This is a genomic window from Streptomyces sp. NPDC000941 (assembly GCF_053599555.1).
This window is the reverse complement of record NZ_JBSFMM010000006.1, coordinates 19,391-45,984: the sequence shown is the minus strand read 5'-3', so window position 1 is coordinate 45,984 and position 26,594 is coordinate 19,391. Positions and strand designations below refer to the sequence as shown.

Annotated in this window: 27 protein-coding genes; 18 read left to right on the top strand and 9 right to left on the bottom strand. The window is 70.6% G+C overall.

Annotated elements, in window-relative coordinates:
• Nucleotides 1–20 precede the first annotated feature (20 nt).
• The 5 genes from ACWDSL_RS03755 (at nt 21) to ACWDSL_RS03735 (ending at nt 3,661) form a co-directional block, all read left to right on the top strand.
• Nucleotides 21–806: an RNA ligase family protein gene (locus tag ACWDSL_RS03755; protein ID WP_450481370.1), complete on the top strand. Its 786-nt coding sequence runs from the start codon at nt 21–23 to the stop codon at nt 804–806.
• The gene (locus tag ACWDSL_RS03750; protein ID WP_450481369.1) at nt 793–2,001 is read left to right on the top strand and encodes an AAA family ATPase; all 1,209 of its coding nucleotides are present in this window, start codon (nt 793–795) and stop codon (nt 1,999–2,001) included. Before ACWDSL_RS03755 ends, ACWDSL_RS03750 begins: the two co-directional genes overlap by 14 nt.
• 154 nt (nt 2,002–2,155) lie before the next feature.
• A complete protein-coding gene (trxA, locus tag ACWDSL_RS03745; RefSeq protein WP_450481367.1) occupies nt 2,156–2,578 on the top strand; it encodes a thioredoxin in 423 nt (140 codons plus the stop codon).
• On the top strand, nt 2,571–3,170 hold the full coding sequence (locus tag ACWDSL_RS03740; RefSeq protein ID WP_450481365.1) for a histidine phosphatase family protein: 600 nt from the start codon (nt 2,571–2,573) through the stop codon (nt 3,168–3,170). The genes trxA and ACWDSL_RS03740 overlap by 8 nt, the downstream gene beginning before the upstream one ends.
• A gap of 65 nt (nt 3,171–3,235) precedes the next feature.
• Nucleotides 3,236–3,661, top strand: a complete 426-nt coding sequence (locus ACWDSL_RS03735) for an OsmC family protein (RefSeq protein WP_398532546.1) — start codon at nt 3,236–3,238, stop codon at nt 3,659–3,661.
• On the opposite strand, the gene ACWDSL_RS03730 is transcribed toward ACWDSL_RS03735, so the two are convergent.
• Entirely contained in the window at nt 3,636–4,250 is a 615-nt protein-coding gene (locus tag ACWDSL_RS03730) for a hypothetical protein (protein ID WP_450481362.1), read from the bottom strand. The two genes, ACWDSL_RS03735 and ACWDSL_RS03730, sit on opposite strands and share 26 nt — an antisense overlap.
• Before the next feature lie 167 nt (nt 4,251–4,417).
• On the opposite strand from ACWDSL_RS03730, the gene ACWDSL_RS03725 reads away from it, so the two are divergent.
• The 3 genes from ACWDSL_RS03725 (at nt 4,418) to ACWDSL_RS03715 (ending at nt 7,126) form a co-directional block, all read left to right on the top strand.
• Entirely contained in the window at nt 4,418–5,194 is a 777-nt protein-coding gene (locus tag ACWDSL_RS03725; protein ID WP_450481360.1) for an IclR family transcriptional regulator, read from the top strand.
• Nucleotides 5,191–6,081 carry an SMP-30/gluconolactonase/LRE family protein gene (locus ACWDSL_RS03720; protein ID WP_450481358.1) on the top strand — a complete coding sequence of 297 codons (891 nt, stop codon included), beginning with the start codon at nt 5,191–5,193 and terminating at the stop codon, nt 6,079–6,081. The genes ACWDSL_RS03725 and ACWDSL_RS03720 overlap by 4 nt, the downstream gene beginning before the upstream one ends.
• Before the next feature lie 163 nt (nt 6,082–6,244).
• Nucleotides 6,245–7,126, top strand: coding sequence for an SCO2400 family protein (locus tag ACWDSL_RS03715; RefSeq protein WP_450481356.1), 882 nt, complete (start codon nt 6,245–6,247; stop codon nt 7,124–7,126).
• An 88-nt stretch (nt 7,127–7,214) separates the two neighbouring features.
• Here ACWDSL_RS03715 and ACWDSL_RS03710 read toward each other — a convergent pair whose 3' ends face one another.
• Nucleotides 7,215–7,673, bottom strand: a complete 459-nt coding sequence (locus ACWDSL_RS03710; protein ID WP_385614484.1) for a MarR family winged helix-turn-helix transcriptional regulator — start codon at nt 7,671–7,673, stop codon at nt 7,215–7,217.
• Nucleotides 7,674–7,740: 67 nt separating this feature from the next.
• Here ACWDSL_RS03710 and ACWDSL_RS03705 point away from each other — a divergent pair, with 67 nt between their 5' ends.
• Nucleotides 7,741–8,769, top strand: coding sequence for an NADP-dependent oxidoreductase (locus ACWDSL_RS03705; RefSeq protein WP_450481355.1), 1,029 nt, complete (start codon nt 7,741–7,743; stop codon nt 8,767–8,769).
• An 803-nt stretch (nt 8,770–9,572) separates the two neighbouring features.
• Here ACWDSL_RS03705 and ACWDSL_RS03700 read toward each other — a convergent pair.
• On the bottom strand, nt 9,573–10,043 hold the full coding sequence (locus ACWDSL_RS03700; protein WP_450481353.1) for an NUDIX domain-containing protein: 471 nt from the start codon (nt 10,041–10,043) through the stop codon (nt 9,573–9,575).
• 3 nt (nt 10,044–10,046) lie between these two features.
• Nucleotides 10,047–10,790 carry an XRE family transcriptional regulator gene (locus ACWDSL_RS03695; protein ID WP_450481351.1) on the bottom strand — a complete coding sequence of 248 codons (744 nt, stop codon included), beginning with the start codon at nt 10,788–10,790 and terminating at the stop codon, nt 10,047–10,049.
• Between the two features lie 442 nt (nt 10,791–11,232).
• On the opposite strand from ACWDSL_RS03695, the gene ACWDSL_RS03690 reads away from it, so the two are divergent.
• Nucleotides 11,233–11,577, top strand: a complete 345-nt coding sequence (locus tag ACWDSL_RS03690; protein WP_450481349.1) for a hypothetical protein — start codon at nt 11,233–11,235, stop codon at nt 11,575–11,577.
• Nucleotides 11,574–11,849, top strand: a complete 276-nt coding sequence (locus ACWDSL_RS03685) for a hypothetical protein (RefSeq protein WP_450481347.1) — start codon at nt 11,574–11,576, stop codon at nt 11,847–11,849. Before ACWDSL_RS03690 ends, ACWDSL_RS03685 begins: the two co-directional genes overlap by 4 nt.
• A 464-nt stretch (nt 11,850–12,313) precedes the next feature.
• Here the strand turns inward: ACWDSL_RS03685 and ACWDSL_RS03680 are convergent, their stop codons facing one another.
• Complete coding sequence (locus tag ACWDSL_RS03680; RefSeq protein WP_450481345.1) at nt 12,314–14,557, bottom strand: alpha-galactosidase; 2,244 nt, start codon at nt 14,555–14,557, stop codon at nt 12,314–12,316.
• Between the two features lie 199 nt (nt 14,558–14,756).
• Between ACWDSL_RS03680 and ACWDSL_RS03675 the strand changes: the two genes are divergently transcribed.
• From ACWDSL_RS03675 to ACWDSL_RS03665, 3 genes are read left to right on the top strand one after another with little or no spacing between them, the layout of a single operon-like run.
• Complete coding sequence (locus tag ACWDSL_RS03675; protein ID WP_450481343.1) at nt 14,757–16,094, top strand: extracellular solute-binding protein; 1,338 nt, start codon at nt 14,757–14,759, stop codon at nt 16,092–16,094.
• Entirely contained in the window at nt 16,091–17,050 is a 960-nt protein-coding gene (locus tag ACWDSL_RS03670) for a carbohydrate ABC transporter permease (RefSeq protein WP_450481341.1), read from the top strand. The genes ACWDSL_RS03675 and ACWDSL_RS03670 overlap by 4 nt, the downstream gene beginning before the upstream one ends.
• Nucleotides 17,047–17,940, top strand: a complete 894-nt coding sequence (locus ACWDSL_RS03665; protein ID WP_450481339.1) for a carbohydrate ABC transporter permease — start codon at nt 17,047–17,049, stop codon at nt 17,938–17,940. The genes ACWDSL_RS03670 and ACWDSL_RS03665 overlap by 4 nt, the downstream gene beginning before the upstream one ends.
• A 74-nt stretch (nt 17,941–18,014) precedes the next feature.
• Here the strand turns inward: ACWDSL_RS03665 and ACWDSL_RS03660 are convergent, their stop codons facing one another.
• Entirely contained in the window at nt 18,015–19,445 is a 1,431-nt protein-coding gene (locus ACWDSL_RS03660; RefSeq protein WP_450481337.1) for a glycoside hydrolase family 30 protein, read from the bottom strand.
• Nucleotides 19,446–19,641: 196 nt separating this feature from the next.
• Between ACWDSL_RS03660 and ACWDSL_RS03655 the strand changes: the two genes are divergently transcribed.
• The 3 genes from ACWDSL_RS03655 (at nt 19,642) to ACWDSL_RS03645 (ending at nt 22,581) form a co-directional block, all read left to right on the top strand.
• Complete coding sequence (locus tag ACWDSL_RS03655) at nt 19,642–20,649, top strand: arabinan endo-1,5-alpha-L-arabinosidase (RefSeq protein WP_450481335.1); 1,008 nt, start codon at nt 19,642–19,644, stop codon at nt 20,647–20,649.
• Nucleotides 20,650–20,801: 152 nt separating this feature from the next.
• Nucleotides 20,802–21,791, top strand: coding sequence for a phage baseplate protein (locus ACWDSL_RS03650; RefSeq protein WP_450481333.1), 990 nt, complete (start codon nt 20,802–20,804; stop codon nt 21,789–21,791).
• A gap of 421 nt (nt 21,792–22,212) precedes the next feature.
• Nucleotides 22,213–22,581, top strand: a complete 369-nt coding sequence (locus tag ACWDSL_RS03645) for a hypothetical protein (RefSeq protein WP_450481331.1) — start codon at nt 22,213–22,215, stop codon at nt 22,579–22,581.
• A 31-nt stretch (nt 22,582–22,612) separates the two neighbouring features.
• Here ACWDSL_RS03645 and ACWDSL_RS03640 read toward each other — a convergent pair whose 3' ends face one another.
• Both ACWDSL_RS03640 and ACWDSL_RS03635 read right to left on the bottom strand, forming a co-directional pair.
• Complete coding sequence (locus ACWDSL_RS03640) at nt 22,613–23,119, bottom strand: DinB family protein (RefSeq protein WP_450481329.1); 507 nt, start codon at nt 23,117–23,119, stop codon at nt 22,613–22,615.
• Nucleotides 23,120–23,180: 61 nt separating this feature from the next.
• Nucleotides 23,181–23,687 carry a hypothetical protein gene (locus ACWDSL_RS03635; protein ID WP_450481327.1) on the bottom strand — a complete coding sequence of 169 codons (507 nt, stop codon included), beginning with the start codon at nt 23,685–23,687 and terminating at the stop codon, nt 23,181–23,183.
• A gap of 370 nt (nt 23,688–24,057) precedes the next feature.
• On the opposite strand from ACWDSL_RS03635, the gene ACWDSL_RS03630 reads away from it, so the two are divergent.
• Nucleotides 24,058–25,182 carry an amidohydrolase family protein gene (locus ACWDSL_RS03630; protein WP_450481325.1) on the top strand — a complete coding sequence of 375 codons (1,125 nt, stop codon included), beginning with the start codon at nt 24,058–24,060 and terminating at the stop codon, nt 25,180–25,182.
• A gap of 3 nt (nt 25,183–25,185) precedes the next feature.
• Here the strand turns inward: ACWDSL_RS03630 and ACWDSL_RS03625 are convergent, their stop codons facing one another.
• Nucleotides 25,186–26,463, bottom strand: coding sequence for a hypothetical protein (locus ACWDSL_RS03625; protein WP_450481323.1), 1,278 nt, complete (start codon nt 26,461–26,463; stop codon nt 25,186–25,188).
• Nucleotides 26,464–26,594 lie beyond the last annotated feature (131 nt).

Genomic DNA, 26,594 nt, shown 5'->3' with positions numbered 1-26,594 from the left:
TACGGCATAGAAAGAATTCCGTGATCCGCAAGTACCCGAGGACCCCGCATCTCCAGGGCTCCCGACTCCAACCCGGCGACGAGGACCTGGCCGCCGTACCGTTCGCCGACATCGCGGGCCGGTACCTCGTGGTCGAGGAGAAGCTCGACGGCGCCAACGCGGCGATCAGCTTCGCACCGGACGGGGAGCTGCGGCTGCAGAGCCGTGGCCACTTCCTCACCGGCGGGCCCCGGGAGCGTCACTTCTCGCCGTTCAAGGCGTGGGCGGCGCTGGTCCGGGATCTGCTGTGGCCGCGGCTGGGGAGCCGCTATGTGCTGTACGGCGAATGGCTGTACGCCAAGCACACGGTGTACTACGACGCCCTGCCGCACTACTTCTGCGAATTCGACGTACTGGACCGCGACGAGGGCGTGTTCCTGTCCACCGCCCGGCGCGGTGAGCTGCTGGAGGGGCTTCCCGTGCACTCGGTGCCCGTGCTGCACACCGGGCCGCTGAGCGGCCTGGACGCGCTGACCGCGTTCGTCGGGCCCTCGACATGCCGTACGGAGGGGTGGCGGGCGGCGCTGCGGGAGACGGCCGGGGCGGGCGGGCTCGACCCCGAGCGGGTGGCCGCGGAGACCGACACCTCGGACTTCATGGAGGGCCTGTATGTGAAGGTCGAGGAGGACGGTGTGGTGGCCGGCCGCTACAAGTGGGTGCGGGCCGGCTTCCTGACCAGCGTGCTGGACTCCGGTACGCACTGGCTCGGCCGCCCGATCGTGCCCAACCGGCTGCGGGACCCGGCGGTGATGTATGCGCGCGCTTGAGGGCCCTTTCCAGGACGAGGGCCGTTTCCAGGACGAGAGCCCTTTCCAGGATGCGGGCCCCTTCCGGGAACTGCTCGATCTGTGCCCCGCGCCGCCGGACTGGACGGTCCCCTGGGAGGGGATCGTCGCGGCGTACCCGTGGATCCGCCGCCTGGAGGGCGTACCGCAGGACGCCGTCCACCACGGTGAGGGCGATGTGGCCACCCACACCCGGATGGCCGCCGAGGCGCTGGCGGGGCTGCCCGAGTGGCGGGCCAGGACCGCGGCCGGGCGGGCGCTGCTGTTCGCCGCCGTGCTGCTGCACGACGCGGCGAAGCCGGACTGCACCGCCACCGACCCCGACGGGCGGATCACCGCCCGCGGCCACTCCCGGCGCGGCGAGCTGATCGCCCGCAGAGTGCTGTGGGAGCTGGGGGCGCCGATCGCCTGGCGTGAGCACGTCGCCGCCCTGGTCCGGCACCACCAGGTGCCGTTCTGGGCGCTGGAGCGGCCGGACCTGGAGCGCATCGCCTTCCGGGCCTCCCTGCTGGCCAGCAACGACGACCTGGCGGTGCTGGCGCGGGCCGATATCCTCGGCCGGATCTGCGGCGATGCGGACGTGATGCTGGGACACGTCGACCTGTACCGCGAGTACTGCGCCGAGCAGAAGTGCCTGACCGCGCCGCGCCGGTTCCCCTCCGACCACGCCCGCTTCGAGTACTTCCGCACCCCCGGCCGGGATCCGGACTACGCCGCGTACGACGACACCCGGATGACGGTGACCGTCCTGTCGGGGCTGCCCGGCGTCGGCAAGGACCACTGGATCGGTGCCCACCGTCCCGGTCTGCCCGTGGTCAGCCTGGACGCGCTCCGTGCCGAGCTGGGCGTGGATCCGGCGGCCGACCAGGCCCCGGTGGTGGCGGCCGCGCGGGAGGCGGCGCGGGGGCATCTGCGCGCGGGCGAGCCGTTCGTCTGGAACGCCACCAACGTCTCGCGGCGGCTGCGCGAGCAGTGCGTGGGGCTGGTGGCCGCGTACGGCGGGCGGGTCGAGCTGGTGGCGCTCGAGGCGCCGCCCGCGGTGCTGCGCGCCCGTAACGCCGCCCGGCCCAGGCCGGTGCCCGCCGCGGTCATCGACCGGCTGATCCGCCGCTGGGAGACCCCCGACCCCACCGAGGCACACCGCGTCACCTGGATCGACACGGCGGAGACCACCTGAGGTCACGGCCGCCTGATGCCATGAATCGCCGCAGGTCACGGCCGCGAGAGCACGGCGGGAATACCACCTGAGGCGACCTGGTTGACGCGGTCCGGGCCACTGCGGATCGCAGGCTGGGCCCACTGCCGACAGTATGGAAGCAGGTAGCGCAGGCATGAGCAGCACCGTTGAACTCACCAAGGACAACTTCGACGAGATCGTCTCGGGAAACGACTTCGTCCTGATCGACTTCTGGGCCTCCTGGTGCGGTCCGTGCCGAATGTTCGCACCTGTCTACGAGCGGGCCGCCGACAAGCACCAGGACCTGGTCTTCGCGAAGGTCGACACCGAGGCGCAGCCCGAGCTCGCCGCCGCGTTCGACATCCAGTCCATCCCGACCCTGATGATCGTGCGCGAGAACATCGCGGTCTTCGCCCAGCCCGGCGCCCTCCCCGAGCCGGCCCTGGAGGACATCATCGGCCAGGCCCGCGGCCTCGACATGGACGAGGTCCGCGCCTCCGTCGCCGAGGCCCAGCAGAAGGCGGTCCAGGAGAAGGCGGAGGCGGGCGAGGCGGGAGCGCCGGGCAGCCATGGGTGAACTGGTGCTGATCCGGCACGGCGAGACCGAGTGGAGCCGGTCGGGCAGACACACCAGCTGGACCGATCTGCCGCTCACGCCGCGCGGCGAGGAACAGGCCCGTTCGCTGCGCCCGCTGCTCGCCGACCGCAAGATCGCGCTCGCCCTCGTCAGCCCCATGAGCCGGGCCGTCGCCACGGCCCGGCTCGCGGGGATCGAAGGGGCGCGGATCGAGCCGGACCTGCAGGAGTGGGACTACGGCGGCTACGAGGGCATCACCACCGACGAGATCCACCGCACCAGGCCCGACTGGAACCTGTGGACCGACGGGGTCGCCCCGGGCGACCCCGAGCACCCCGGCGAGACGCCCGAGCGGATCGGCGCCCGCGTCGACCGGGTGCTGGCCGCCATCGAGGCCGAGCTGCGCGCCGACCGCGGCGATGTGGTCCTCGTCGCCCACGGCCATGTGCTGCGCGTCCTCACCGCGCGCCGCCTCGGACTGCCGCCCTCCGGCGGTGCGCTCTTCCGGCTCGACACGGCGACCGTCAGCCGCATCGGAACCGAGCACGGCCGACCGGCCGTTGTCGCGTGGAACGTGGGTTCCGGGTCGTAGGCTCAGGGGTGATCATTGGCGGCTCCTGGAAGCGAGCCGGCAGCAGCTCACAGAAGGCAGGAAGCATGGCTACGACGCGCACCGCGCACACCGTCTGGCACGGCAATCTGACCGAGGGCAAAGGGGCGGTGACCTTCGACTCCTCCGGGATCGGCGAGCAGCCGGTCTCCTGGCCCTCCCGCGCCGAGCAGGCGAACGGCAAGACCAGCCCGGAGGAGCTGATCGCGGCCGCGCATTCCAGCTGCTTCTCGATGGCGCTGTCGCACGGCCTCACCCAGGCCGGGACCCCGCCGACGCAGCTGACCACGCAGGCCGACGTCACCTTCCAGCCGGGCACCGGCATCACCGGTATCCACCTCACCGTGGAGGGCACGGTCGAGGGCGTGGACGAGGACGCGTTCGTCGCGGCGGCCGAGGAGGCCAAGAAGAACTGCCCGGTGAGCCAGGCGCTCGCCGGTACGACGATCACTCTGACGGCGAAGCTGTCCTGACGGCGTCAACACGCTGCAGCAGCCCCCAGGTGAACTCCGCCACACAGTGGTGGAGTTCACCTTCTCCGTCCGGGGCCGTGAAGGCCAGCCGCCAGCGGGTGGGCGCCGAGCCCTCCATCGGCCGGGCGGGCGCGAAAGCCTTCGCCACCTCGTCCACCGTGCAGGACCAGGGCGTCAGATCCTCGACCGTACGCGGCCGGGGCCCGGCGGCGCCTGGCATGCGCACCAGCCACTCGTTCCACACCCCGCCGCCCGGCACGGTCAGCACCTCGAACCGCAGATCCGGCCACAGCGGCACCGGCCAGCTCAGCGCCTCGCAGGTCAGATCGCCGATCCGGCGGGTGGCCGAGGTCTCGGGCGTGCCGAGTACGGAACGGTAGTGGGTGACCGCGGACCGCCGCCGCGGTGACCGCCGCATGGCCTGCCAGCGGCGGTTGGCCTCGCGCATCACGGAACGGCTGAAGCCCAGCTCGCGCAGTGCGCCCTCGACCAGGTCCGGGTGATAATCGGCCATTCTCCGCAGCAGCACCAGGACGAAGGGGAAGGGTGTGGGGAAGGAGTCGGCCGAGGGGTCGAGCGCGGAGTTCATGGCGTCATCGTGACGCACCCGGACGTTACCCAGGGGTACCAGTGCCTGGCCAATGCCTGGCCATTGCCTGGAGAAGTCACCCCTGCGTAATCTGTTCGCGATACCGGCCGCTGGCCGGAATCTCGAACAGATGGTGCCAACTGGACCAGAAGGGGTGGGTGAGCCACATGGGACGCTTGGTGCCCGCAGTGACCCGGGCCCTGGACATACTCGAGCTCTTCCTCGACGGGGACGGCACGCTCTCCGCACCCGAGATCACCCGCAAGCTCGGGCTGCCCCGTACGACGGTCCATGAGCTGGTGACCACCCTGGCCGCCCGCTCCTACCTCGTGCAAGTCCCCGACCAGCCCGGTCGCTACCGTCTTGGGGTACGCCCGTACCAGCTGGGCAGCCGATACGCCGAGCAGCTCGACCTGGCCGCCGAGGGGCAGCAGGTGGCCCGCAGCGTCGCCGAGACCTGCGACGAGACCGTCCATGTCGCCATCCTCGAAGGCGCGGATGTGATCTATATCGCCAAGGTCGACTCCACCCACGCCGTACGCATGGTCTCCGCCGCCGGCCGCCGGCTGCCCGCCCACTGCACCTCGGTCGGCAAGATGCTGCTCGCCTCCCTCTCGGAGGAGGACCTGGCCGCCCGTATCCCGGAGGACAAACCGCTGGCCGCGATGACGGACAACAGCATCACCTCCTCGCAGGAGCTGCGCCGCCACCTCGTCGCCATCCGCGAGCGCGGCGTCGCCGTCGAGCAGCGCGAGTCCAACCCGGACGTGAGCTGCGTGGCGGCCCCGGTGCGGGACTCGGCGGGCAAGGTCGTGGCGGCGCTGTCCATCTCGGTGCCGATGATCCGCTGGAGCGAGGAGCGGCAGGAGGAACTGGCGGAGCTGGCCGCCAAGGGCGCGGGCGAACTGTCGGCCCGGCTCGGACACCGGAGGCGTGGAGCATGAGCGAGACGAATGGCGTGACCGGCGTCGGCGCTGGTACCGGTGGCGGACTGGACGTCGCCGTCCGGGCGGCCGCCGAGCTGGGCGAGGGCCCGACCTGGGACGCCGCCGCGCAGCGGCTGATCTGGGTCGACATCCTCTCGTCCCGCGTGCACACCTACGACCCGGCCGGCGGCCGGCGCACGGTCCTGGCGACCGAACAGCACGTCGGCGCGGCCAAGCCCCGCGCGGGCGGCGGTCTGGTGGTCAACCTCCGCGACGGCATCGGCCTGTACGGAGCCGACGGCGCATTCTCCTGGCTGGTCCACGAGCCGGTCCCCGGCCGTCGCGGCAACGACGCCGCCGTGGCGCCGGACGGCTCGCTGTGGGCGGGCACCATGCGCTATGACGAGGCGACGGGCGGCGGCACGCTGACCCGTATCGCCCCGGACGGCGCCCGTACGGAGATCCTGCCCGACGTCACGGTCAGCAACGGCACCGGCTGGAGCCCGGACGGCGGCCTCATGTACTACGCCGACACCCCGACCTGCCGGATCGACGTCTTCGACGTGGCGGGCGAGGGGGTCACGGGCCGCCGCCTCTTCGTACGGATCGAGGACGGTGCCGGTTTCCCCGACGGGCTGTGCGTGGACGCCGACGGCTGTGTCTGGGTCGCGCTGTGGGACGGCGGCGCGGTCCGCCGCTACACCCCGGACGGCACGCTCGACCGGGTGGTCGAGCTGCCGGTGCGCCGCCCGACCGCGTGCGCCTTCGGCGGCTCCGGTCTGACCGACCTGTATGTGACCTCGGCCAGGGTCGGGCTCGGCCCCGCCGAGCAGCCGCTCGCCGGGTCGGTGCTGGTTCTCGCGGGGGCGGGGCAGGGGCTTGCGCAGCCGGCGTTCAAGGGCTGAGGGCTGCGGAGATCTGAGGCAGCGGCGCTGCGTGGGCTGAGCCGCCGAGGCGGACAATTTCGGCCAAGCGGAAACAGGCGCGGCGCGGATCCGATCCTTGCACAGGATTCTCACAATCCGCGGTTCCTCCGCTACCCGCCGGGCACATAACCTGCCCGGCGAAATGGATTACTGTCCTGCCTGTCGCCGCCACCTCAACGGCGCTCTCGCCTGCCCCGGTTGCGGCGCGTACGCCGAGGAGTCTCCGTACCCCGCCGCCGAAACCGCCGCGGTCGACTACGGCTGGGCCGACGGCGGGACAGGCCGCGCGCCCTACAGCGGCGAGACCGAAGCCGAAGCCCTGGGCGAGGTCATCGGCAGGGACGGGACAGTCGGCGAGGCCGGCAAGGGTGACGTCGTCGGAGAGGACGTCGACGACGAGCTCTCCGCGGCCCCCGGTGCCGCCTCGACCCGCGCGGACCGGCGCAAGGCGTCCCGCAGAAAGCCGAAGCCCCGCGGCCTCGTCGGCGGCCGGGCGCGCCGTGCGCGGCGCGGGCGGGGGCGCCGCGTGACGATCATGGCGTCGGTGCTCGGCCCCGTGCTGGCCGGGCTGTTCGTGGCGGAAATCGCCACGGAGGGCGGCATCTTCCATGAGCCCTCGTCCTCGTCCAGCCCCGATACGTCGCCGGAAGCGGACCACAGCCCGGGCGAGGGGGACTCCAGCGGACCGCGTACGCGCCAGAGCGGAGCGCCGGGCGAGGCGCCGTCCGCGGGTGAGGACGGCGCGAGCGGCGCGGACGAGGGCAAGGGCGACGGCGAGGACGGCTCGGGCAAGGGCAAGAAGGAGTCCAAGGACGGCAAGTCGCCCAGCGCGGACGGCTCCTCGTCGGCCGACGGCGGTACGGGCGGTTCCTCCGCCACGCCCTCCGCCACGGGCGGCGGGGGAGGCGGGGCCACCCGGCCCCCGACCTCGCCCTCCGACCCAGGCCCCACCACCTCGTCCCCGTCCCAGCCAACACCCTCGCCCACGGAGACCTGCGACCGCTTCCTGTGGTGGTGCACCTGAGAAGGGCCGCCGACCTGGCATGGCCCGGAACTGGGCGGGACCCGGGACCCGGGACCGAGCCCGGCCCCCGCCCGTCCCGGGCGGGGGATCAGACCGAGTCCGTCCCGAGCATCCGCTTGAGCAGGTCGCGCAGTACCGTGCGCTCCTGCTCCGACAGCCCGGCCAGCGGCGCGCGTGCGAAGTCGAGTGAGCCGCGCAGCCGGTCGGCGGTCTCCTTGCCCCGGTCCGTCGCGGCGGCGAGCTTGACGCGGCGGTCGGCCGGGTCCAGGCGGCGCTCGGCGAGGCCGCGGGCCTCCAGGCGGTCGATGATCCCGGTGACGTTCGACGGCTCGCACTTCAGCTGCTGTGCGATATGGCGCATGGGCGTCGGGCCCCGGGACAGCAGTCCGAGCACCCGCGCCTGCGCGCCGGTCAGGGAGTGCTTCCCGGCGGCCGTCTCGTATTCCTCGTGATAGCGAGCGACGATGGTGCCGATGAGTTCGACGACTTCGAGCGTCAGCGGATCAGGAGGTTCGGTACTGGAGGTCATGGGGACCAGGGTACCCATTTATTTGACATCATGAAATATGCAGCAGCATGATTGTTTCATCACCTGAAGCAAGTAGGAGGACCCCATGGCCCCCAAGCCCGCGATTCCCGCCACCAGCCGCGAATGGCACCTCGTCGCCCGTCCCGAGGGGTGGCCGAAGCCGGAGGACTTCGCGCTGCGCGAGACCCCCGTCACCGAGCCGGGCCCCGGCCAGGTGCTGGTCCGCAACCTGTACATGTCGGTGGACCCGTATATGCGCGGCCGGATGAACGATGTGAAGTCGTACGTCCCGCCGTTCAAGCTCGACCACCCGATGGACGGCGGCGCCGTGGGCGAGGTCATCGCCTCGAACGCGGAGGGCATCGCCGTCGGCGACCACGTCCTGCACTTCGCCGGCTGGCGTGAGTACGCGCAGGTGGAGGCCAAGCACGCGGTCAAGGTGGACCCGGCCGCGGCCCCCCTCTCCGCCTACCTCGGCGTCCTCGGCATGACCGGCCTCACCGCGTACGCGGGCCTGCTCGAGGTCGCGTCCTTCAAGGAGGGCGACGCGGTCTTCGTCTCCGGCGCGGCGGGCGCGGTCGGCAGCGAGGTCGGCCAGATCGCCAAGCTCAAGGGCGCCTCGCGGGTCATCGGCAGCGCGGGCTCCGACGAAAAGGTCAGGCTGCTGACCGAGGAGTACGGCTTCGACGCGGCGTTCAACTACAAGAACGGCCCGGTCGCGGACCAGCTCAAGGAGGCCGCGCCCGACGGTATCGACGTCTACTTCGACAATGTCGGCGGCGAGCACCTGGAGGCCGCCATCGGCCGCCTCAACGTGCACGGGCGCATCACCGTCTGCGGCATGATCGCCCAGTACAACGTGACCGAGCCGCCCGCCGCCCCGCGCAACCTCGCCCTTGTCATCGGCAAGCGGCTGCGTATTCAGGGCATGCTCGTAAACGACCACCAGCACCTCCAGCAGCAGTTCGTGGCGGAGGTCGGCGGCTGGCTGCGCGAGGGCAAGCTGCACTACCGGGAGACGGTGGTCAAGGGCATCGACAACGCGGCGGACGCGTTCCTCGGCATGCTGCGCGGTGCGAACATCGGCAAGATGATCGTCGCGCTGAACGACTGACAGTGCCCGGGCCGCTCAGGTGCTCGGGCCCGGCCTCGGGCTGTGCCCGCTGGACGGCATGGTCCGGTCGCCGGGTGCGGTTATCGTTTCGCGCCTTCGGAGCAAAGCAGCCAGCAGCGGGAAGGGGGGAGGGGGCCGGAGGCATCGTCGCCATCCAGCCCAAGAGGCCGTCACCGGCCGACGGGGCGGCGGAACGGTGGATGATCGCCCGGAGCGGTAGGCGCCGGTCCGGTTGGGACCTCCCCCACTCTCCTCTTAAAAAAGTGCTTGCTCTGCATCAAGTACTGCATCAAGCGGTTTTCTGAGAGGGGGTGGGAGGAGAGCCGAGTGACCGGCTCGCCACCGCGCTGCAGCAGCCGCAGCGGAGCCTGAATTGCGCTCGGCCGCCCGCCGGGCCAGGGAATCGGGACACCTGGGCCAGCCGCCCCCTTCCCCTCCTCCTGCTGGCGCTTTGGCCCCGGAGGGTCCGAGGCGAAAGCCGCACCCGCGTGAGCTGAATGTCGCGAGACGGCGCACAGGCACGGCGTAGCGGAGCGCTCAAGCCGCGATGTCGAACGCCTCGTGGTGTCGGGTGAGAGGGTCGGGTGGGGTGCGAAAGGGGCTGGGGATGTGTGGGTTGGGGTCCCAGACGCTGACCCGGAGGCGTTGTTCTTCCATGTTGCGGAGGCGGAGCTGTGCTGGGCCGTCTGAGTAGTGGAGGGCGTTGGTGACCATTTCGCAAGTCGTCTGCGCAAGTATGTTTTCTCGGACCCTTGGACGGCGCGCTGATCTGCGGTGATGGGCATGTCCTGGTGTTCATGGGGTCAGCCGAGATACGGCCGGTCACGGTGTTCCAGGAAGTGACGGAGTCGGAGCCGCTGGGTGTGGTGCATGTGGAGGTCGGCAAGCTCCTCCGGCAGGGCGAAGCGGAGTTCAGTGGACTCCTCGGAGATCGCAAGCTGTCCCCCGACGACGCGGGCGGTGAAGCAGACGTTGAACTGTCGGCGGACCTCGCCGTCCGTGTAGGCGATGACATGGCGGGGGTCGGTGTACGTGCCGACGAGCCCGGTGATTTCTACGTCGAGTCCGGTCTCTTCCTTGACCTCGCGGACTGCTGTTCCCGGTAGGGAGTCGGTCATCTCCAGCCCGCCGCCGGGGAGTGCCCAGAGGTTGTTGTCCCGGCGGCGCTGGAGGAGGATGCGTCCGTTCTCGTCGGTGACGACGGCGGACGCTGCGACAACCAAGCTGTTCGGCTCGGGGGCGTCGGGGTCGTTGTAGTACTCGGTTCGCGCCATGGGTCAGCCTTCCTGTACTGGCGTTGCAGTCGCCCATACGGCGTCGAAACTCTGGGCGTAGGTGTCGAACATCCCGCCCTCGCTGTGTCGGCGGAGGTGCCAGACGGGTGCGCCGTACGCGTTCACGCCCCATACGTGGGCGTTGACCATGAGTTGATCATCTGCCCGGTAGAGCGAGTTGTAGAGGGTCGTTCCGTGGGTGCGGACCTCGATGCCCGGGGTGTCGAGCAGGGGCCGGTAGTGCATGAGGGCGAGTCGGCAGCGCGACTCGATACCGTGACCGAACTTCTCTTCCTGGCCGCGCTGCTGGACATTGGGGCTGTCAGCGTCGCCAACGGCGATACGCACGGCGCAGCCTTCGGCGGCTCGCTCCCGTAGAAGGTCGTTGAGGCGGGGGTACGCCTCGTGCAGAAAGACGGCGGCGTACACGAGCACGTCAATCCGTTCGCGGGCCTGCGTCAGCATCTCCACGAACGCGGATACCGGGATGTCCGCGCGCTGCTCGTAGAGCGCCACGAGCTCGGGACTGACCGCGCGGGCGGCGCGCGCTTGGCGGAGCGCTGGCCATAGGGCGTGCACGTCTTCTCCTAACGTTTCCGCTGCCACCATGGCCGTGGTGCGTCGCGGCGTACGGTTCAGATTGACCCATCTCTCAACGGATTTGGGATCTACCTCGACCTTTGCCGCGAGGGTGGCGTACGTCCAGCCTCCGGCTGCCATGGCGGCGCGTAGCCTCTCGTTCGGCATCAGAGTCTCTCCCCACGTGTCGGGACGGCACTAGGGACGTTGTACCCGACGCGGGACGTCCCGAAATGGGGTTTAGGGGAGGTTCCTACGTCCTGATCACAGCGCAATGATCGCGAAAAGACTCCCGCGACCGTTGCAGGCGGCCCGGGAGCGCGGTCAACGCTGTGAGGAGCGTCAACGTGACGAAGACTATCGCTCGATTCGTGGAATGGCTGTTAGAGCTGGTGCTGCCCGCTCCAGGGCGGCATCGGGCCGCTGAAATCCGGCGACACATCCGGTGTACGGATGCGCCGACGGTTCGTCTGGCTGGTGTCCCCCTGGCTCACGCATGGCTGCCGCATGGTGCGGACGTCCCCGGGACCGGGCTAGTCCGGCCCTACGTCGTCGCGCACGAACAACGGCGTCGTGAGGCCGTCGGGCTCGGTGTGAAGGCGGCGGCGACATGAGCGCGCCGCCCCGTTTGCTGCCGTGGCCGAACGAGGCCGGGCAGCGCTGCTATCTGGTGACTGATGACGACGGCAACAGCCGTTTGTCGAGGATCGCCGATGAGATGGAGGCAGCACAACTCAGCGCTGGTGCTCAACTCCTCGGACACGCGGGCGAGATGCTGGGAGATCGCAAGGTCGGCGTGCGGGAACTCCGGTTCCTCGCCAAGTGCCTGTGTGAGGCGCTGAGCGACGCGCTGCGGGTTGCCGAGAGTCGGGGCGGGCGGCTGCCTGTCGCCGACGGTGCGCCGCAGGACGAGCCGGAAGACGAACCGAAGCCTGAGAGGGGAGCGCGCGGATGAGCCGAACTCGGACAGGTGGGGCAGAGGGGTGGCAGGTCGGGCCTGTCCCGGGTCGCGGTCTGCGCCGTGAGGGGGATGGACACCTCGCGCTGCCGCTTCAGGTCGTCCGCTCCGGACAGCACGTCGCCTTTGCCTCGCTGGTGCTGAGCGTGGCCGAGGCGGAGCAGCTGCACGCGGCCTTGTGCTACGCACTGGGCGGCGAGCCTGCGCCTGCTGACGCGCCGGAGTGCCGCGAGCCGATCCACTACCCCGGGGGCCGAGAGAGGTACTGACACCTCGTCCCTCACGACAACAGCAATCGCAGAAGCGATGGCGGACCACCCCTCCGCCTGGGGGCAAGTGGGGTGGTCCGGCTGGGGATTGATCACAAACCCCGGTGCCGATGGTACTGGGGCCGCTGGCGTGTTCGGACGCGTTGATCGGAAGTTCGGTCAGTGCTCATCAGGAGAAGGGGGACGTGCACACGATGAGCGGCCTTGAGGGCGGCGCGTTCGACGGCAGGGAGACGGACCCTGACGCGGTGATGTGGGTGCGCGGGGTGGACTACATAGCGGGCTGGAGGGGCGCGAAGGAAGCGGTGGCCAAGCTGGACGGCGCGCTGCGGCTGGTCTGCGTGGACACGGAGGAGGTGCGGTTGCGGGCGGCGACGGCTGCGGACGGCTCGGGGGTCGTGCGCTTCGAGCTGTCGGCGGCTACGGCGCGTGAGGTGGCGGCGTTGGCGCGGGCCACCGCGCGCCTAACGGCTGAGCAGGGCCACCGCGCCCGACCACTCCGGGGGCCGCTGCCACCGCAGCCGACCCCCGGCGAGGGAGAGCGCGCCGGTGCCGTCGGCGAGGAGCGAGGCGTCCAGGGCCCATGCCGCGCGCGCATCGACCCCGCTGCCCTCGACGCCCTCGTCCGGGAGCGTCACCGACAGCGACTCGTCCGGGTCGGCGAAGGCGTGCAGCACGACCAGGGCGCGCCGGCCGTCGGGGGACAGCCGTACGACGGACTGCCAGCCGACGGCGTTGCGCAGGGCGGCCCCGCGGGTGCCGCCCTGCCGCGTCGTCCCGTCGTCGATGAGCGGCGCGGCCCGCCCGTACAGGTCCAGCGCCTCGCGCACCAGCGCCCACTGGCGCTCGTCCAGCCGGTCCGGGTCGCCGGACAGGCAGATCCGCCCGAGGAACCCTGCGGCCAGCTTGTGGACGAGCGCGGCGTCGGAGTCGTCGGCCCGTACGGTCGCCCACACCAGCGACTGGCGGGGGAGCAGCACCCGCTGGAGCCCGGCCGCGATCGCCGGGGCCTCGCGGGTCTCGAAGGCGTCCGAGCCCGAGGAGACCGCGGTGAGCGCGGCGTACGCGGGGTCGATGCGGTGGCCGCCGCCCGCGCAGTTCTCGATGACGAGGTCGGGCAGCCGGGCGGAGAGCCGGGCGATGAAGCCGCGGGAGGCGGCGGTGAGTTCGCGCAGGCCCTCGCCGTCGTCGCCGGGGCCCAGATGCGCGTTGTAGTCGATCTTGAGATAGCCGAAGCCGCCCTCGCTCAGCAGCGCGGTCATCCGGTCCAGCAGCGGTTCGGCGACCTCGGGGCGGCGCAGGTCCAGGAAGCGGCGGGCGGACACATGTACGGGGACGCCGTCGTATGCGAGGTGGCGCGACGCGTCCTCGTACGCCCGCGACAGCTCGCCCGTCGTCTCCGGCTCCCACCACAGCCCGGGTACGAAACCGCGTTCGCGCAGCTGCCGGGCGGTCTCGGCGAGCCCGTGCGGAAAGCGTTCGGCGCTGGGAGTCCAGTCGCCGTGGCTGCGGCCCCAGTCCTCCCCGGGCTCGCTGAACCAGCCGCAGTCGATGACGAAGTACCGCACGCCGGAGCCCTGGAGGCGGTCGGCGAGGGCCAGGATCCGGTCGTGGGTGGGGTTGCCCCAGGTCGTCGCGTACTCGTTGAACATCGCCGGCAGCGGTGACGTCCGCTCGGGGCCGGGCCGCGGATGGTCGGCCCAGGCGCGCGTGAGCCGGGCGCAGAGCGCGTCCAGGTCGCCGTGGACGGCGGTGACGACGGCCTCGGGCGCCTCGTACGACTCGCCGGGGGCGAGGGTACGGCGCCAGTGGCCGAAGTCGTGGTCCGCCGGGCCGCCGCCGATGGCCAGCCCGTCGCGGGAGCGCAGCAGCTCCAGCTGCCAGGGGCCGCCGGCCGCCAGCTGGACGCCCCACACCACCCCCGCCTCGGTGTCCTCGACGGCCAGCCAGGGCATCCAGCCCGCCGCGGGCATCGACCCGGGCGCGCCGAAGCGCTCCGCCACCGTGCCGATGTTCACCCAGGGCCGCTCCAGGTGCAGTTGCTCGGCGGTCGCGCTGACCAGCCGGGCCTCCGCGCTCCAGGCGGAGCGGATGCGGTGGACGACGAGGCGGCCGGGGGCGTCGTCGGCGGCGAAGGGGGTGATGCCGCCGAGGGTGAAGGACGAGATCAGGTCCAGGGCGAAGGGGCGGTCGCCCTCGTTGGCGGCGCTGGTGCGGATCCGTACGAAGGGGTCGCCGGGGCGGTGGGTCAGCCGGTGGACGACCAACAGGCCCTGCCCGTCGGACAGTTCGGTGACGATCTCGGTGGCGGTGTCTGTCGTGGTCTCCGCCGTGGTCTCCGCCGTGGTCGCCGTGCCGGTGTCCGTCGTGGTCGCCCGCTGCGCCCGCAGCCGCAGCGCCGCCGTCGTGGCCGTCCGCCGCAGGGTGCGTACGCCCGCGAAGGGCTCGGGTACGGGGTCCCCGGCGCGGGCCACCGCCGCCAGCGGTTCGAGGTGGCAGGCGGGGCCGGTGTCGGGGTGGTGGCGGGCGGCGTCCTCCGGCAGGCGGTCGCGGGGCGGCGCCAGGCGGTCGGCGAGGGCGGTCGGGAAGATCTCCAGACCGATCACGGCCCCGGCTCCGGCCCCAACCCCGACCGCGGCCCCCGCGTCGCCGTCGCCCGCCGCGTCGTGGCGCGGATACCGGACGGTCAGATCTCCCAGCTCAAACATGAATTGCCCCGCCTCATCCCCGCCTCGCATGTCCGACGGCCGGACGGTAAGCGCTTGCTCCGATATGGGTCAAGGGGTGGGGCGAGTCGTGTTCAAAGCGTTGACGCGCACTCCTCGGCGCCTTATGTTCCCTGTCCGAAGTTACGAGCGGCATTCGAAATAGCGAACAGCGCTGCCTGTGCAGCAGGAATGAGCCGCAATGCAACGATCCTCCCCAACCCGCCGCGGAGTGCTCACCGGGCTCGGTGCCCTCGCCGCCGTCGGCGCCGTGGGCGGGGGCGCCGCCGGTTGCGCCGCGCCATCGTCCGTCGCCTCGGGCAAGACCCGGCTGCGCTACTGGCATCTCTTCGGCGGTGGCGACGGCGTCAACATGAAGGCGATGCTGGACGCCTACAGCGCTGCTCATCCCTCGATCGGCCTGGAGGCCGCCACGCTGCAGTGGGGCTCCCCGTACTACACCAAGCTCGGCATGGCGGGCGCGGGCGGACGCGCCCCCGAGGTCGCGGCGCTGCATCTGGCCCGGCTCGCCGGTTTCGCGCCCGGCCGTCTCCTCGACGCCTTCGATCTCGACCTGCTCGCCGACCACGGGGTGACCGCCGACGACTTCCCCGAGGACATCTGGAAGCGCGGCGCGGTCGACGGCAAGCAGTACGCCATTCCGCTCGACACCCACCCCATGGTGCTCTTCTACAACACCGAGGTGTGCGAGAAGGCCGGGCTGCTCGGCCCCGACGGCAAGCTCAAACCCATCAACGGCGCCGAGGAGTTCACCGCCGCGCTGCGCACCGCCAAGAAGGTCACCGGAGCGCCCGGGCTGGTCACCGAGACCATCGGCGGCGATGTCGTCGGCCCCTGGCGGGTGTTCTCCACCCTCTACTCCCAGACCGGCGGGAAGGTCCTGTCCGCCGACGGCCGCCGTCTCGCCCTCGACGACGCCAAGGCGCTCAAGGCGCTCGAGTACATGGCCATGCTCGTCGACGAGGGACTGTGCCACCGCCGCGTCGACTACCCGGGCTCCATCGCCGTCTTCAACGGCGGCAAGACCGCCTTCTACCTCAACGGCGAATGGGAGATCAGCTCCTTCCGCACCACCAAGCTGCCGTTCTCCATGACCCGGGTGCCGGCCCTCTTCGGCCGCCCCACCGCCCAGGCCGACTGCCACTCCTTCGTCCTGCCCCACCAGAGGGACCGGGGCGGCGAGACCAATGAAGCGGCCCATGGGTTCGTGGCCTGGATGCTCAAGCACACCGTGGAATGGGCCAAGGGCGGGCATGTCCCGGCGTATCTGCCGACGCTGGAGAACCCCGCGTACCTCAAGCTCCAGCCGCAGTCCGAATACCGCTCGGTCGTCAACGATGTCGCGCTCGACGAACCCGCCTGGTTCGCGGGCTCCGCCTCCCTCATGTGGATCGAGCTCGGCTCGGTCTTCTCCGGGGTGTTCACCGGCTCCCGTACGCCCCAGAGCGCGCTGAAAGAGGCCAAGTCCCGGCTGCGCGACCTCCTCGACACCCCCAACCCCTTCGGAGGTGCGAAATGAGCGCGCCGACCGTCACCGCGCCTCCGCCCCGCTCCTCCGAGAGCAAGGCCACCACCTCGCCCAGCACCGTACGCCGCCACTGGACCGAGCACGGGCTGGTCTTCGTCGCGCCCTTCCTCCTCGTCTACGCGCTGTTCCTTCTCTGGCCGCTGCTGTACGGCGTCAAGATGAGCCTCGGCGACGACAACATCGCCGGCACCGACAGCCACTTCATCGGCTTCGACAACTACGCCGAGGCTCTTCAGGACCCCGACGTCTGGTCCTCGCTGTGGAACACGGTCTGGTTCACCATCCTGTCCACGGTCCCCCTCGTCGTCGTCGGCCTGGGCCTGGCGCTGCTCGCGCACCATCTGCGGGTGGTCCAGTGGCTGTGGCGGCTGAGCTGGTTCGCGCCCTTCCTGCTGCCGTCGGGCGTCGTCGGGCTGCTGTTCCTGTGGGTGATCTTCCCGTCCGACTTCGGCTTCGCCGACCAGGCGCTGGCCTCCCTCGGCCTGCACCCCGGTATCGGCTGGCTCACCGATGAGCGCTACGCGATGCTGTCCATCGTCCTGACCACCGTCTGGTGGACCGTCGGCTTCAACTTCCTGCTGTATCTCGCCGCGCTCCAGGCCATCCCACAGCATCTGTACGAGGCGGCGGAGCTGGACGGCGCGGGCGCCTGGGCCAGGCTGCGCAACATCACCCTGCCGATGCTGCGGCGCACCACGGGCGTCGTGGTCGTGCTGCAGATCCTGGCCTCGCTGAAGATCTTCGATCAGGTCTACATCATGACCGCGGGCGGCCCGGACGACTCCACCCGCCCGATCCTCCAGTACGTCTACCAGGCGGGCTTCACCGGCTACCGCATCGGCTACGCCTCCGCCGTCTCGTATCTCTTCTTCGCCCTGATCGTGATCGTCTCCCTGATCCATCTGCGGCTGACCCGCCGCGCGAGTGAGGAGGGCGCGCGGATATGAGCGCGGAGACAGCTGTGACACGGACGAAAACGGGCGCGAGCGCGGACGCCGGCGCGGGCCGCAGGTTCCGCTGGTCCCCGGGCCGGATCGCCATGCTGCTGATCGCGCTCGCGCTGGTGGCGCTGTGGGTGCTGCCGCTGGCGTGGGCGGTGGCCACCTCCCTCAAACCGGAGGGGGAGACCACCACGACGCCGCTCAAGTGGATCGGTTCGACGATCACCTTCGACGCATACCGCGAGGTGTGGAAGTCGGGCGACATCGGTCAGTGGATGTTCAACTCCGCCTATATCTCGGTCATGACGACCCTGCTGACGGTGGTGCTGTGCGCCATGGCCGCGTACGGCTTCTCGCGCACGGAGTTCCGCGGCCGCAAGGTGCTCTACGGTCTGGTGCTGGCCGGGATCATGGTGCCGCCGCAGGTGCTGATGGCCCCGCTGTTCGCGGAGATGGTCTCCATGGGGCTCGTCGACACCTACTGGGGCGTGATCCTGCCGCAGGTCGCCGTGCCCGCGATGGTCTTCATCCTGGTCAAGTTCTTCGACGGGGTGCCGCGTGAACTGGAGGAGGCGGCGTTCGTGGACGGGGCCGGGCGGTGGCGGGTCTTCTGGACCATCGTGATGCCGCTGTCCCGGCCGGTGCTGGCGGCCGTGGCGATCTTCACCTTCATCTCGACGTGGAACAACTTCCTGTGGCCGTTCCTGGTCACGACCGACCCGAACGGGATGACGCTGCCGGTGGGGCTGGTCAACGTCCAGTCCTCGTACGGGCTGCGGTACGCCCAGATGATGGCCTCGGTCGTGATCGCCGGCCTGCCGCTGCTGGTGGTCTTCACGCTCTTCCAGCGCCAGATCGTCCGCGGCGTGGCCCATACGGGGCTGGCGGGCCAGTGAGTGTCCCCCCACGGGGTGGAGTCGGTCTGCCCGGCCCGGCAGTACGCCGGGCAGACCGAACCCACCGGCGACGCTCAGCTCCCCAGCACCACCGTGGTCAGCGACCGCGCCGGCAGCTCGACCCCCAGCTTTCCGCCTCGGACGTCCGCCGTGCCGACCCGGCTCAGCGAATGCGTCTCATCGGTGCGGTACACCGACCCGCGCGCGGAGCCCCCCGCACCGCCGCCCGTCAGCGCGTAGTCCGCCCGCACCGCGTCCGTCCCCGTGTTGAGGATTTCCAGCACCCGCTTCCCGTCCTGGTTGCGGAACGCCGTGATCTTGACGCCCGGCGCCTCGGTCGACGCGGCCACCCGCACCGCCCCCGGCCGGATGAACCTGCTGTACGCGGCCAGGGCCCACAGCCGCTTGGAGACGTGGTAGTCCGCCCCGTCCAGCTGGATCAGCCCGCGCGTGGCCCCGATCGAGGCGCCGAACCAGTACACATACGCGCTGGCGCGGGCGTCCGCGAGCGTGGTGTGGATCGCCTCGGCGACGGCCAGTCCGTCGTAGCCGGAGCCGTCGTCCCACGCCTCGTTCCAGGTCGCGCCGTTCGGGCTCCACTCGGACATCCAGGTGCGGCGGCCGGTCGGCAGCGGCTGGTCGGAGGGGGTGATGTACGGATGGCCGGTGTGCACCCCGACCAGCGCCGCGGCCCGCGGATCCGCCTCGATCGCCGCGCTGAACGCCGCCTGCTGGTCCCATCCGGCGGCGTCGCAGCACACCAGGTCGATCCCGGCCCGCCGTACGGTCGGCCCGAGCGCCTTGACCGTCTCCACCGCCTGCTCGGGCGTGAACTGCATGGACGCGTACGAGGTGGAGAGGTCCGGCTCGTTGGTGAAGCCGACGTCGGTGATGCGGACGCCCTCCTGGCGGTAGAACTTCGCGTACTGGACGAGGTAGTCGGCGTACGCCTGCCGCCACTCGGGCTTGAGCGTCCCGCCGTTCGCGTCCGTGCCGTTGGTCTTCATATAGCCGGGCGCGCTCCAGGCGTCGGCGTAGAAGCGCTTGACGCCGTACGCCTTCGCCTCCTTCGCCAGCCACACCTGGCCGCCGTCGTCGCCGTCCCACTCATAGCGCGGCGTCGCCTCGGGGCCGCCCGGGTCGGTCGGCTGGATCGACTTCATATGGTCGTACACCTCGTCCGAGGACGAGCCGACACCCAGCCGCAGAATGCTCAGACCGGCCCCGGACTTCCGGTCCAGCAGCAGGTCCAGGACCTCCCGCTGGTGTTCGGGGGTCAGCCCGCGCGCGCCGTGCATGACGTCGGCGCGCTGGAAGGCCTGCGAGAAGCCGAAGCCGTCGATGGGCTGGAGACGTTGGCCGAAGTCCACCCGCCCCGAGTCCACCCGGCCGGTGGTCCCCGCCGGGGTCCCCGCCGCGGTGCCGTCCCCGGCATGGGCCTTTGGCGCGGTCGCCGCCGTGCCCAGGAGGGCGACGGCCAGTGCGCCCGTCACAGCGGCGCGCATCACCTTGATCACAAGAGCGTCCTTTCCCCTGCCTCCGAAAAACTTCCGGAACGTCACCGAAACGTTCGAGGGAACGTAGAGGCAGCTGAAAGGCGAGTCAATCCCCTGGGAGAGGGGAGGTGTTGAGGCCACCCATCGCGTCGCGTACCGCCATGTGTTTCGGAGGGGCACCGAAAACATTCCGAAGGAGAGCCGAATGATCCACGCCAAGTCCGCGCGCACGCGCCCGGGCGGCCGCGTCCGCAGGGGCCGGCGACTCGCCGTCCTGGCGGCCGCCACGGCCTTCGCCCTGTTGCCGACCAGCGCCTCCGCCTACCCCGATCCGGGCCGGGTGACGGGCGACATCGTCGTGCACGACCCCACCATGATCCGTGCGAGCGACGGCACCTACCTGCTGTACTCCACCCACGGCGGTCTGGAGGCCCGTACCTCCACCGACCGGATCGCGTTCAGCCGCTCGGGGAACGCCTTCAACACCCCGCCGTCGTGGTGGAAGAACTACTCCTCGAGCAATGACCCCTGGGCGCCCGATATCTCGTACCAGGGCGGCAAGTACCTGATGTACTACGCCGTCTCGTCCTTCGGGTCCAGCAACTCCGCGATCGGATTCGCCACCTCGTCCAGCGGCAAGGCGGGCACCTGGACCGACTACGGAATCGTGCACTCCACCACCGGCAGCAGCAACTACAACGCCATCGACCCCAACCTCTTCGTCGACGGCGACGGCAAGTGGTGGCTGTCCTTCGGCTCGTGGTGGTCGGGGCTGAAGATGATCCGCATCGACCCGTCCACGGGCAAGCAGTACTCCGGCGACAAGACCGTCTACAGCATCGCCTCCCGGCCCACCGGCACCAAGGCCGTCGAAGCGCCCACGGTCGTCAAGCGCAACGGCTACTACTACCTGTTCGCCTCGTACGACACCTGCTGCGCGGGCACCAGCTCCACGTACAAGATCAAGGTCGGCCGCGCCACCAGCCCCACCGGGCCGTACCTCGACAAGAACGGGGTCAACATGATGAACAACGGCGGCTCGGTGGTGCTGGAGTCCCACGGCCGCTACATCGGCCCCGGCGGGCAGTCGGTCATGAGCGACGTCGACGGTGACCTGCTCGTCTACCACTACTACGACGGCCAGGACAACGGGACCCCGAAGCTCGGCGTCAACCTGCTGAGCTGGAGCGGGGGTTGGCCGACCGCGTACTGATCATGACCTGACATGAACCTGACGGTTCGGGGAGGTGTACCAGGGGCAAATCTGGAGACGGATCACGAAGATCCTACGCGCGTAGCGCCCCCGCCCCTCGGCGACGAGAGGTGGGGGCGCTACGGCACATCACCGACAGAAAGCAGAGATCCATGACGCAGGACCGCACCCGCACCTGGAACAGACGCCGGTTACTGATGCTCGGCGGCGGCGCCACGGCGGGCGCCGCGCTCGGCCTGGGCGCCAAGGTGGCCACCGCGAGCGAGTCGGCCCCCACAGCCGTACCGACGTCCTCGCGCTTCGATCTGACCGAGCCCTCGTACGACCTCTTCCGCCATGCGCCGCTGCACGACGCGAGGGTCCAGCAGTCGTTCTGCTTCGACAACGTCAACCGGCGCCTGTTCGTGGCCCAGCTCAAAGACGGCTCCGCCGACAGCAGCGGCGATCTGTGCATCACCCAGCTGGACTTCTCCGGCAATGAGCTCGGCTATATGTATCTGCTCGGATTCGGACACGCCGTGTCCATCGGCGCGCAGGCGGTGGGTAGCAGCACCTATCTGTGGACCGAAGTGGACGTCAACAGCGGCGCCCGCGGCAAACGACTGGCCCGCTTCCGCTGGAGCAGCGGAACGACCCTCTCCAACACCTCCTCCGCCCTGACCAAGCACTCGCCCGTCTCCGACGCGACGGAGACCACCTGCGCGATCGACCCGGTGAACAACCGGATGGCGATCCGCTATCTGAACACCGCGGGCAGCAGGCGGTACGCGATCTTCAACGTGAACGAGGTCGCGGCCGGCAACTACTCCAACCGCCTGGCGGACTTCGCCCAGCCCAGCGACTCGGCCGTCTTCCAGGGCTACACGCTCTACGGCTCCTACGTCTACCAGCTGACCGGCACCGCCTACGGCGCCGACAACCCGTCCCCCGGCAACGCCTACACCTCCAGCGTCAACGTCAACACGGGCGCGCTCACCCAGCGGGCCTTCACCGGCGCGGGCTCCACGCTGACCTACCGCGAACCCGAAGGCATGGGGGTGTACCGGACGGCCGCGGGGGAGGTCCGGCTCTTCCTGGGCTTCGCCTCCGGTGAGGCGGGCGACCGCCGCAGCAACATCTTCTACAAGAACGTCCTCGTCTGAGCCGAGGCCCAGCGGGCCGTGCTCCCGCCCGGCGACTCGTATCGGTGGTCGCCGGGCGGGAGCCCGTATGCGCCGTCGGCGTAGTTCCGGGCGCTCCGGGTACCTGAGAGGGGTCCGTCCGCCGACGAAGGGAACCGGCAGTGACTGACCGACGACTGGAAGCCCCCGGGGACCACATCGACGCCGTACCGCGGGACCTGCCCGACCAGCAGGCGCACGACGGCCCGGACCCGCTGGATGCGGGCGGCCTGGACGTGGGCGGTGCCGCAGGCCGGTACGGCGCCCCGGGCGGCAGCGACGACGACGTAGACCACCCGATTCCGGATGAGCCATCCGGGTTAAACAGCGCAAAATCCGCAAAAGCTGCGAACATAAAGGTAAGGACAACCGCACGAACCGCTCAGCGAAGAAGGTGCCCGCCATGGCCAGCCTGGAATGGCACGCCGAGCACGTAATGGTGAACCTCACCGGAATCTCTCGGGACGACGCCGACGTGGTCTTCGACGTACTGCACCGGTGCTACCGCTCCGACGACGCGTACGCCGGTCTGCCGGAGCATCCGCTCGAAGGCCACCCGGTGGTGTGGACCTCGACCTTCGAGGTCACCCCGACCCACCCGGAGCCCGAGCCCACCGCACTGACCGCGCCCATCACGGCCGATCTGCAGGGCTGCCCGTGCCAGGTGGAGCTGATGCGCGAGGTGCTGGCCCGGGCCTTCGCCATCGAGGACCACGGCAAGGTGCCGGGCGACCAGGAGCGGGAGGTGGAGCTCCGGCTGGTGAGCCGGTAGGACGGCGCGGTACGAGGGCGGGGGCGGCGCCTCAGACCCCGACGGTGCCGTCGACGCCCTCGCGCAGAAAGTCGGCGTGGCCGTTGTGCCGTCCGTACTCCAGGATCATGTGCAGCATCACCGTGCGCAGCGATACGTCCTGCCCCCACCGCTCGGCGTGGACCGTCACCTCCAGCGATTCGGCCGCCGCCTCGATCCGCCGTGCGTGCTCCACCTCCGCCTGCCAGGCATCGAACGCCTCAGCCCGCGTGGCCTCCCGCGCGTCGTAGGCCACCTGGAAGTCGAACGAGTCCGACCAGACGAGCGGGATGTCCTCGCCGCCCAGCACCCGGCGGAACCAGTTGCGCTCCACCTCGGCCATGTGCCGCACCAGCCCGAGCAGCGAGAGCGTCGAGGGCGGCATCGACTGACGCCGCAGCTCCTCGTCGGACAGGCCGTCGCACTTCATGGCGAGGGTCGCCCGGTGGAAGTCGAGGAAGCCGCGCAGTGTCTCGCGTTCGTCCGCGGTGGTGGGTACGCGGGGGCGTTCGGTGGTCATGGGTGGGTCCCTTTCGTACGGGCTGATGCTCGCTCGTATGGGCTGATGCTCGCGGAGGTTTTCAGTCCAGCTCCACGAACCGGCTCGCCCACGTCTCGAACTGTTCGTAGGGTTCCTTGAGCCCGGCCCGGAGCGCGTCGAGGTCCGGCGGTCGCAGCCCGAAGGTCTCGTTCAGCCAGGTGAGGTATTCCTGGTGGCCCTCGGTGTGCTGCTCGACGAGGTCGGGGTTCAAGGTCTCGTCGTCGATGGTCAGGAGCTGGAACAGCTCCAGCAGATTCCGCGCGACGATGTAGAGGTCTCCGTCGTCGCCGACGAAGACGACGGGCAAGGTGGCGAGGTCGGTCCGATCGTCACAGCGCCAGAGGGCGTAGTGGGAACCGGAGCGGGTGGCCAGCGCGAAGGGGATGAAGCCGTCCAGGAACTCCGGATCCTCCGACCAGGTGTGCAGACCGGCGTTCACGCCGTACTCGCGCAGTTCGAACCCCGCCGAGTACCAGACCCGGCCGATCCGGTTTTCGAACTCTTTGAGCAGGTTCAGTTCCGGTATGGGTGAGTAGACGTCACTCATGATGCGAATTCCCCGTTGTTGAGTCGCCGCGACAAACGCTCTCTGGCCGAGGCAAGTGAATCATGGGGCCGTCGGGTGGCGGTCGTCGAGCCAGTTGCCGTGGAAGCCGAACGGCACCCGGGCCGGCAGCTGGACCGTGGCGACGGGGCCCGCGGAGGACGGCGAAGCCGGCGATCTGGACGCAACAAGTGGTCGTCGGGCGGAGGTGGGCGCTGATGTAGGGGCCCGGCACCCTGGGCCCGTACGGGGCGGCCCAGGGGCGGATCGGGGCTCGCCCCGATGCGTGGTCCGGGCCGACTGGCGGAGGGTGGGCGTTGTCACGCCGGTTCGGGCCGCGACGCGGCCCCGTAGGACAAGGAGGCCCCGCCCCATGGCCACGCTCAGGATTTCTCGCTCCGCCGTCACCTCGTCGCCGTCCCTGACCCGCCGTCGCGCCCTGCGCGCTGCGGGCGCGGGGGCGGTGGCCGTCGGGGCCGGGCTCGCGTCGGCGCCCGGCGCCTCGGCCGATACGAAGCGGAGGGGCAAGGGCGGGCCGCCGACGGAGGGACGGATCGACACGCACCACCACGCATTACCGGACGCCATGCGCGAGTGGGCCGTCGAGGCCGGGCTGCTCCCGCCCGAGGGCGGGCCGGACTGGGCGCGTTGGACCCTCCACGAGACGCTGGAGGTGATGGACGCCAACCGCATCGCGGCCGGTGCCGCCTCCGCCCCGGTGCCGTCGATGGCCTTCCGCGACCGGGCGGTGGCGGAGGCGGGGGTGCAGGTGTGCAACGAGTCGCTGGCGGAGCTGGTCGCGGACCATCCGACCCGGTTCGGCTTCTTCGCCAACGTTGCGATGGCGCATATCGACCTGGCGGTCGAGCAGGCCGCGTACGCGCTGGACGAGCTCGGCGCCGACGGCGTGATCATGATGACCAGCACGGGCGGCCGCTACCTCGGAGACCGGGCGTTCGACCCGCTCTTCGCCGAGCTCAATCGCCGCCGGGCCGTGGTCTTCGTCCATCCCCAGGGGCTGCCCGAGGGCGGCACCGAGCTGCCGGGGGTGTCCGAGGCCATCGCGGACTTCCCGCTCGACACCACCCGGGCGGCGCTGAACCTGATCGCCACCGGCACCCTCGACCGCTACCCCGACCTGTCGATCATCCTGTCCCATGCCGGCGGTTTCCTGCCGTACGTGGCCGGGCGGGCCATCTCCGCCGGGCGGCAGGGGGAGGGCCCCGACCCGGAGGCGGTCCGCCGGGCACTGCGCCGCTTCTTCTACGACACCGCCCTGCCGCTGTCCCCGTACGCCACCCCGACCCTGCTGGCCGCCGCCGACCCGACCCGCATCCTGTACGGGAGCGACTGGCCGGCCAGGCCCGCCCGCGAAGTGGGCGCCATCACCGTGGACTTCGACCGAGACCCCGCCCTCGACCACCGCGCCCGTCGGCGCATCAACCGCGACAACGCCCTCCGTCTGCTGCCCCGCCTCGCCGCCCGGCTGAGGCGCTGAGGTTCAGGATCCCGAGTCACCGTTGAAGATCATGTACAGCGCCTCGTGCGGGCCGACGACCAGGAGCCGTCGGGCATCCTCGTACACGTCTATCGAGTGGCCGTCGGCCCGCCAGAATCCGCCGTCCCCGTCGGCGTCGGCCCATACGAGCATCCGGCGCTCCGGGCCGCCGACCCGCTCCAGGGGGCGGGCCAGGAGCTCGTCCAGGAGGGCATCGACCAACGGGCCGGACGCGTCGGACGTCTCGCGGCACTGGTGGCGGCAGGCGCGGCGGAACGCCTCGACCTCGGTCAGGAAGGCGGCGGTGTCCAGGGAGTGCAGCCGGTCACCCAGCATCCACAGGCTCGTGGCCGATTCGCCGGGAGCGCCGAGGGTGGTGCAGTACTGGGCCGGGTAGCCGTCCGGGTCCTCGCTGTCCAGCTGTTCCTGGGTCGGGATCAGATGGGCCGGGCCGAACCAGGCGCCTGCCCCGTAGTCGTAGTAGACCCCCAGGTAGGTGTCGTCGTACTCCTCGCACCATGACGTGCTCTCCCACCAGTCCCGCACCTCGTCGAGGTCGGCGGCCTGCTCAGGATCGAGTCCGTGGGGCCGCCGGCCGACGCTGAACGCGGCGCGCCCGTCGCATTTCAAGAGGGCCGCGAGAACCGTCCCGGCGCACAGGGAGCGCACCTTCGTCTCGGCGGCGTCGTGCTCCTCGGGGGCGACCCGGACGCCGTCCGGGCAGGCGGCGAAGGAGCATGCGGCGTGGCGCGGTTCGCCACGCCCCTCCCGCTCCTGCTCCTGCTCCCGACGAGGTACGACGCTGATGCGCAGCGCCGCGTCGTACTCGGTCTCCCATGCCAGCACCACATGCGTCTCGTCGGGAACGACTGTCACGAGCACCGCTTCCCGCCCCTGGGAGAGGATCAACTCGCGCAGGTCGGCGATGAGCAGTTCAACGCGCCGGGATGGAGCACTGCCGCCCGCCAGCAGGGCCCGCTCCACGGCGGCGGCCGCCTCAGCCACGGCAATGGCGCTCGTGTGCGCCACCGCCGGGAAGAGTCCGGTCTTCACGATTGCGTCGGGTCGCGTCATCCAAGGTTCGTTCGGCTCCGGCCGGATGTCCGTGAGAACCATAGGAACCATGAGTGCGTCAGGGGCGTCCTCGCTCAGCCAGCGGTCGAGCAGATGGACCCGCACCGCGACATCGAGCTGCCCGTTCCAGTCCTCGGCGAGAAGGTTTTCTTTCTGGGCGTCGTGCTCGGGATGGTCGAGGAACTGCTCGATGGTGGGGTTCAACACGCGGACCTCCTGGGGCAGATGGCAGCACAGAAAGTCTCTCGCGCGCCTCTGACAGCCGGGCCGGGCACTTCCGGGCCGCACGAGGCGTTGACGCGCGGGGAACGGAGATCTTACCGTCTCGTTCGAAGTTG

Excerpts from the sequence above, each read along its gene's own strand:
- ACWDSL_RS03670 (WP_450481341.1), top strand. The coding sequence starts at position 16,091 with ATGAGCGCGCCGACCGTCACCGCGCCTCCGCCCCGCTCCTCCGAGAGC.
- ACWDSL_RS03730 (WP_450481362.1), bottom strand. The coding sequence starts at position 4,250 with ATGAACTCCGCGCTCGACCCCTCGGCCGACTCCTTCCCCACACCCTTC.
- ACWDSL_RS03685 (WP_450481347.1), top strand. The coding sequence starts at position 11,574 with ATGAGCCGAACTCGGACAGGTGGGGCAGAGGGGTGGCAGGTCGGGCCT.
- ACWDSL_RS03655 (WP_450481335.1), top strand. The coding sequence starts at position 19,642 with ATGATCCACGCCAAGTCCGCGCGCACGCGCCCGGGCGGCCGCGTCCGC.
- ACWDSL_RS03690 (WP_450481349.1), top strand. The coding sequence starts at position 11,233 with ATGAGCGCGCCGCCCCGTTTGCTGCCGTGGCCGAACGAGGCCGGGCAG.
- ACWDSL_RS03740 (WP_450481365.1), top strand. The coding sequence starts at position 2,571 with ATGGGTGAACTGGTGCTGATCCGGCACGGCGAGACCGAGTGGAGCCGG.
- ACWDSL_RS03660 (WP_450481337.1), bottom strand. The coding sequence starts at position 19,445 with ATGCGCGCCGCTGTGACGGGCGCACTGGCCGTCGCCCTCCTGGGCACG.
- trxA (WP_450481367.1), top strand. The coding sequence starts at position 2,156 with ATGAGCAGCACCGTTGAACTCACCAAGGACAACTTCGACGAGATCGTC.
- ACWDSL_RS03675 (WP_450481343.1), top strand. The coding sequence starts at position 14,757 with ATGCAACGATCCTCCCCAACCCGCCGCGGAGTGCTCACCGGGCTCGGT.
- ACWDSL_RS03680 (WP_450481345.1), bottom strand. The coding sequence starts at position 14,557 with ATGTTTGAGCTGGGAGATCTGACCGTCCGGTATCCGCGCCACGACGCG.
- ACWDSL_RS03635 (WP_450481327.1), bottom strand. The coding sequence starts at position 23,687 with ATGAGTGACGTCTACTCACCCATACCGGAACTGAACCTGCTCAAAGAG.
- ACWDSL_RS03650 (WP_450481333.1), top strand. The coding sequence starts at position 20,802 with ATGACGCAGGACCGCACCCGCACCTGGAACAGACGCCGGTTACTGATG.
- ACWDSL_RS03750 (WP_450481369.1), top strand. The coding sequence starts at position 793 with ATGCGCGCGCTTGAGGGCCCTTTCCAGGACGAGGGCCGTTTCCAGGAC.
- ACWDSL_RS03640 (WP_450481329.1), bottom strand. The coding sequence starts at position 23,119 with ATGACCACCGAACGCCCCCGCGTACCCACCACCGCGGACGAACGCGAG.
- ACWDSL_RS03735 (WP_398532546.1), top strand. The coding sequence starts at position 3,236 with ATGGCTACGACGCGCACCGCGCACACCGTCTGGCACGGCAATCTGACC.
- ACWDSL_RS03645 (WP_450481331.1), top strand. The coding sequence starts at position 22,213 with ATGGCCAGCCTGGAATGGCACGCCGAGCACGTAATGGTGAACCTCACC.
- ACWDSL_RS03715 (WP_450481356.1), top strand. The coding sequence starts at position 6,245 with ATGGATTACTGTCCTGCCTGTCGCCGCCACCTCAACGGCGCTCTCGCC.
- ACWDSL_RS03665 (WP_450481339.1), top strand. The coding sequence starts at position 17,047 with ATGAGCGCGGAGACAGCTGTGACACGGACGAAAACGGGCGCGAGCGCG.
- ACWDSL_RS03700 (WP_450481353.1), bottom strand. The coding sequence starts at position 10,043 with ATGGCGCGAACCGAGTACTACAACGACCCCGACGCCCCCGAGCCGAAC.
- ACWDSL_RS03710 (WP_385614484.1), bottom strand. The coding sequence starts at position 7,673 with ATGGGTACCCTGGTCCCCATGACCTCCAGTACCGAACCTCCTGATCCG.
- ACWDSL_RS03695 (WP_450481351.1), bottom strand. The coding sequence starts at position 10,790 with ATGCCGAACGAGAGGCTACGCGCCGCCATGGCAGCCGGAGGCTGGACG.
- ACWDSL_RS03705 (WP_450481355.1), top strand. The coding sequence starts at position 7,741 with ATGGCCCCCAAGCCCGCGATTCCCGCCACCAGCCGCGAATGGCACCTC.
- ACWDSL_RS03725 (WP_450481360.1), top strand. The coding sequence starts at position 4,418 with ATGGGACGCTTGGTGCCCGCAGTGACCCGGGCCCTGGACATACTCGAG.
- ACWDSL_RS03630 (WP_450481325.1), top strand. The coding sequence starts at position 24,058 with ATGGCCACGCTCAGGATTTCTCGCTCCGCCGTCACCTCGTCGCCGTCC.
- ACWDSL_RS03720 (WP_450481358.1), top strand. The coding sequence starts at position 5,191 with ATGAGCGAGACGAATGGCGTGACCGGCGTCGGCGCTGGTACCGGTGGC.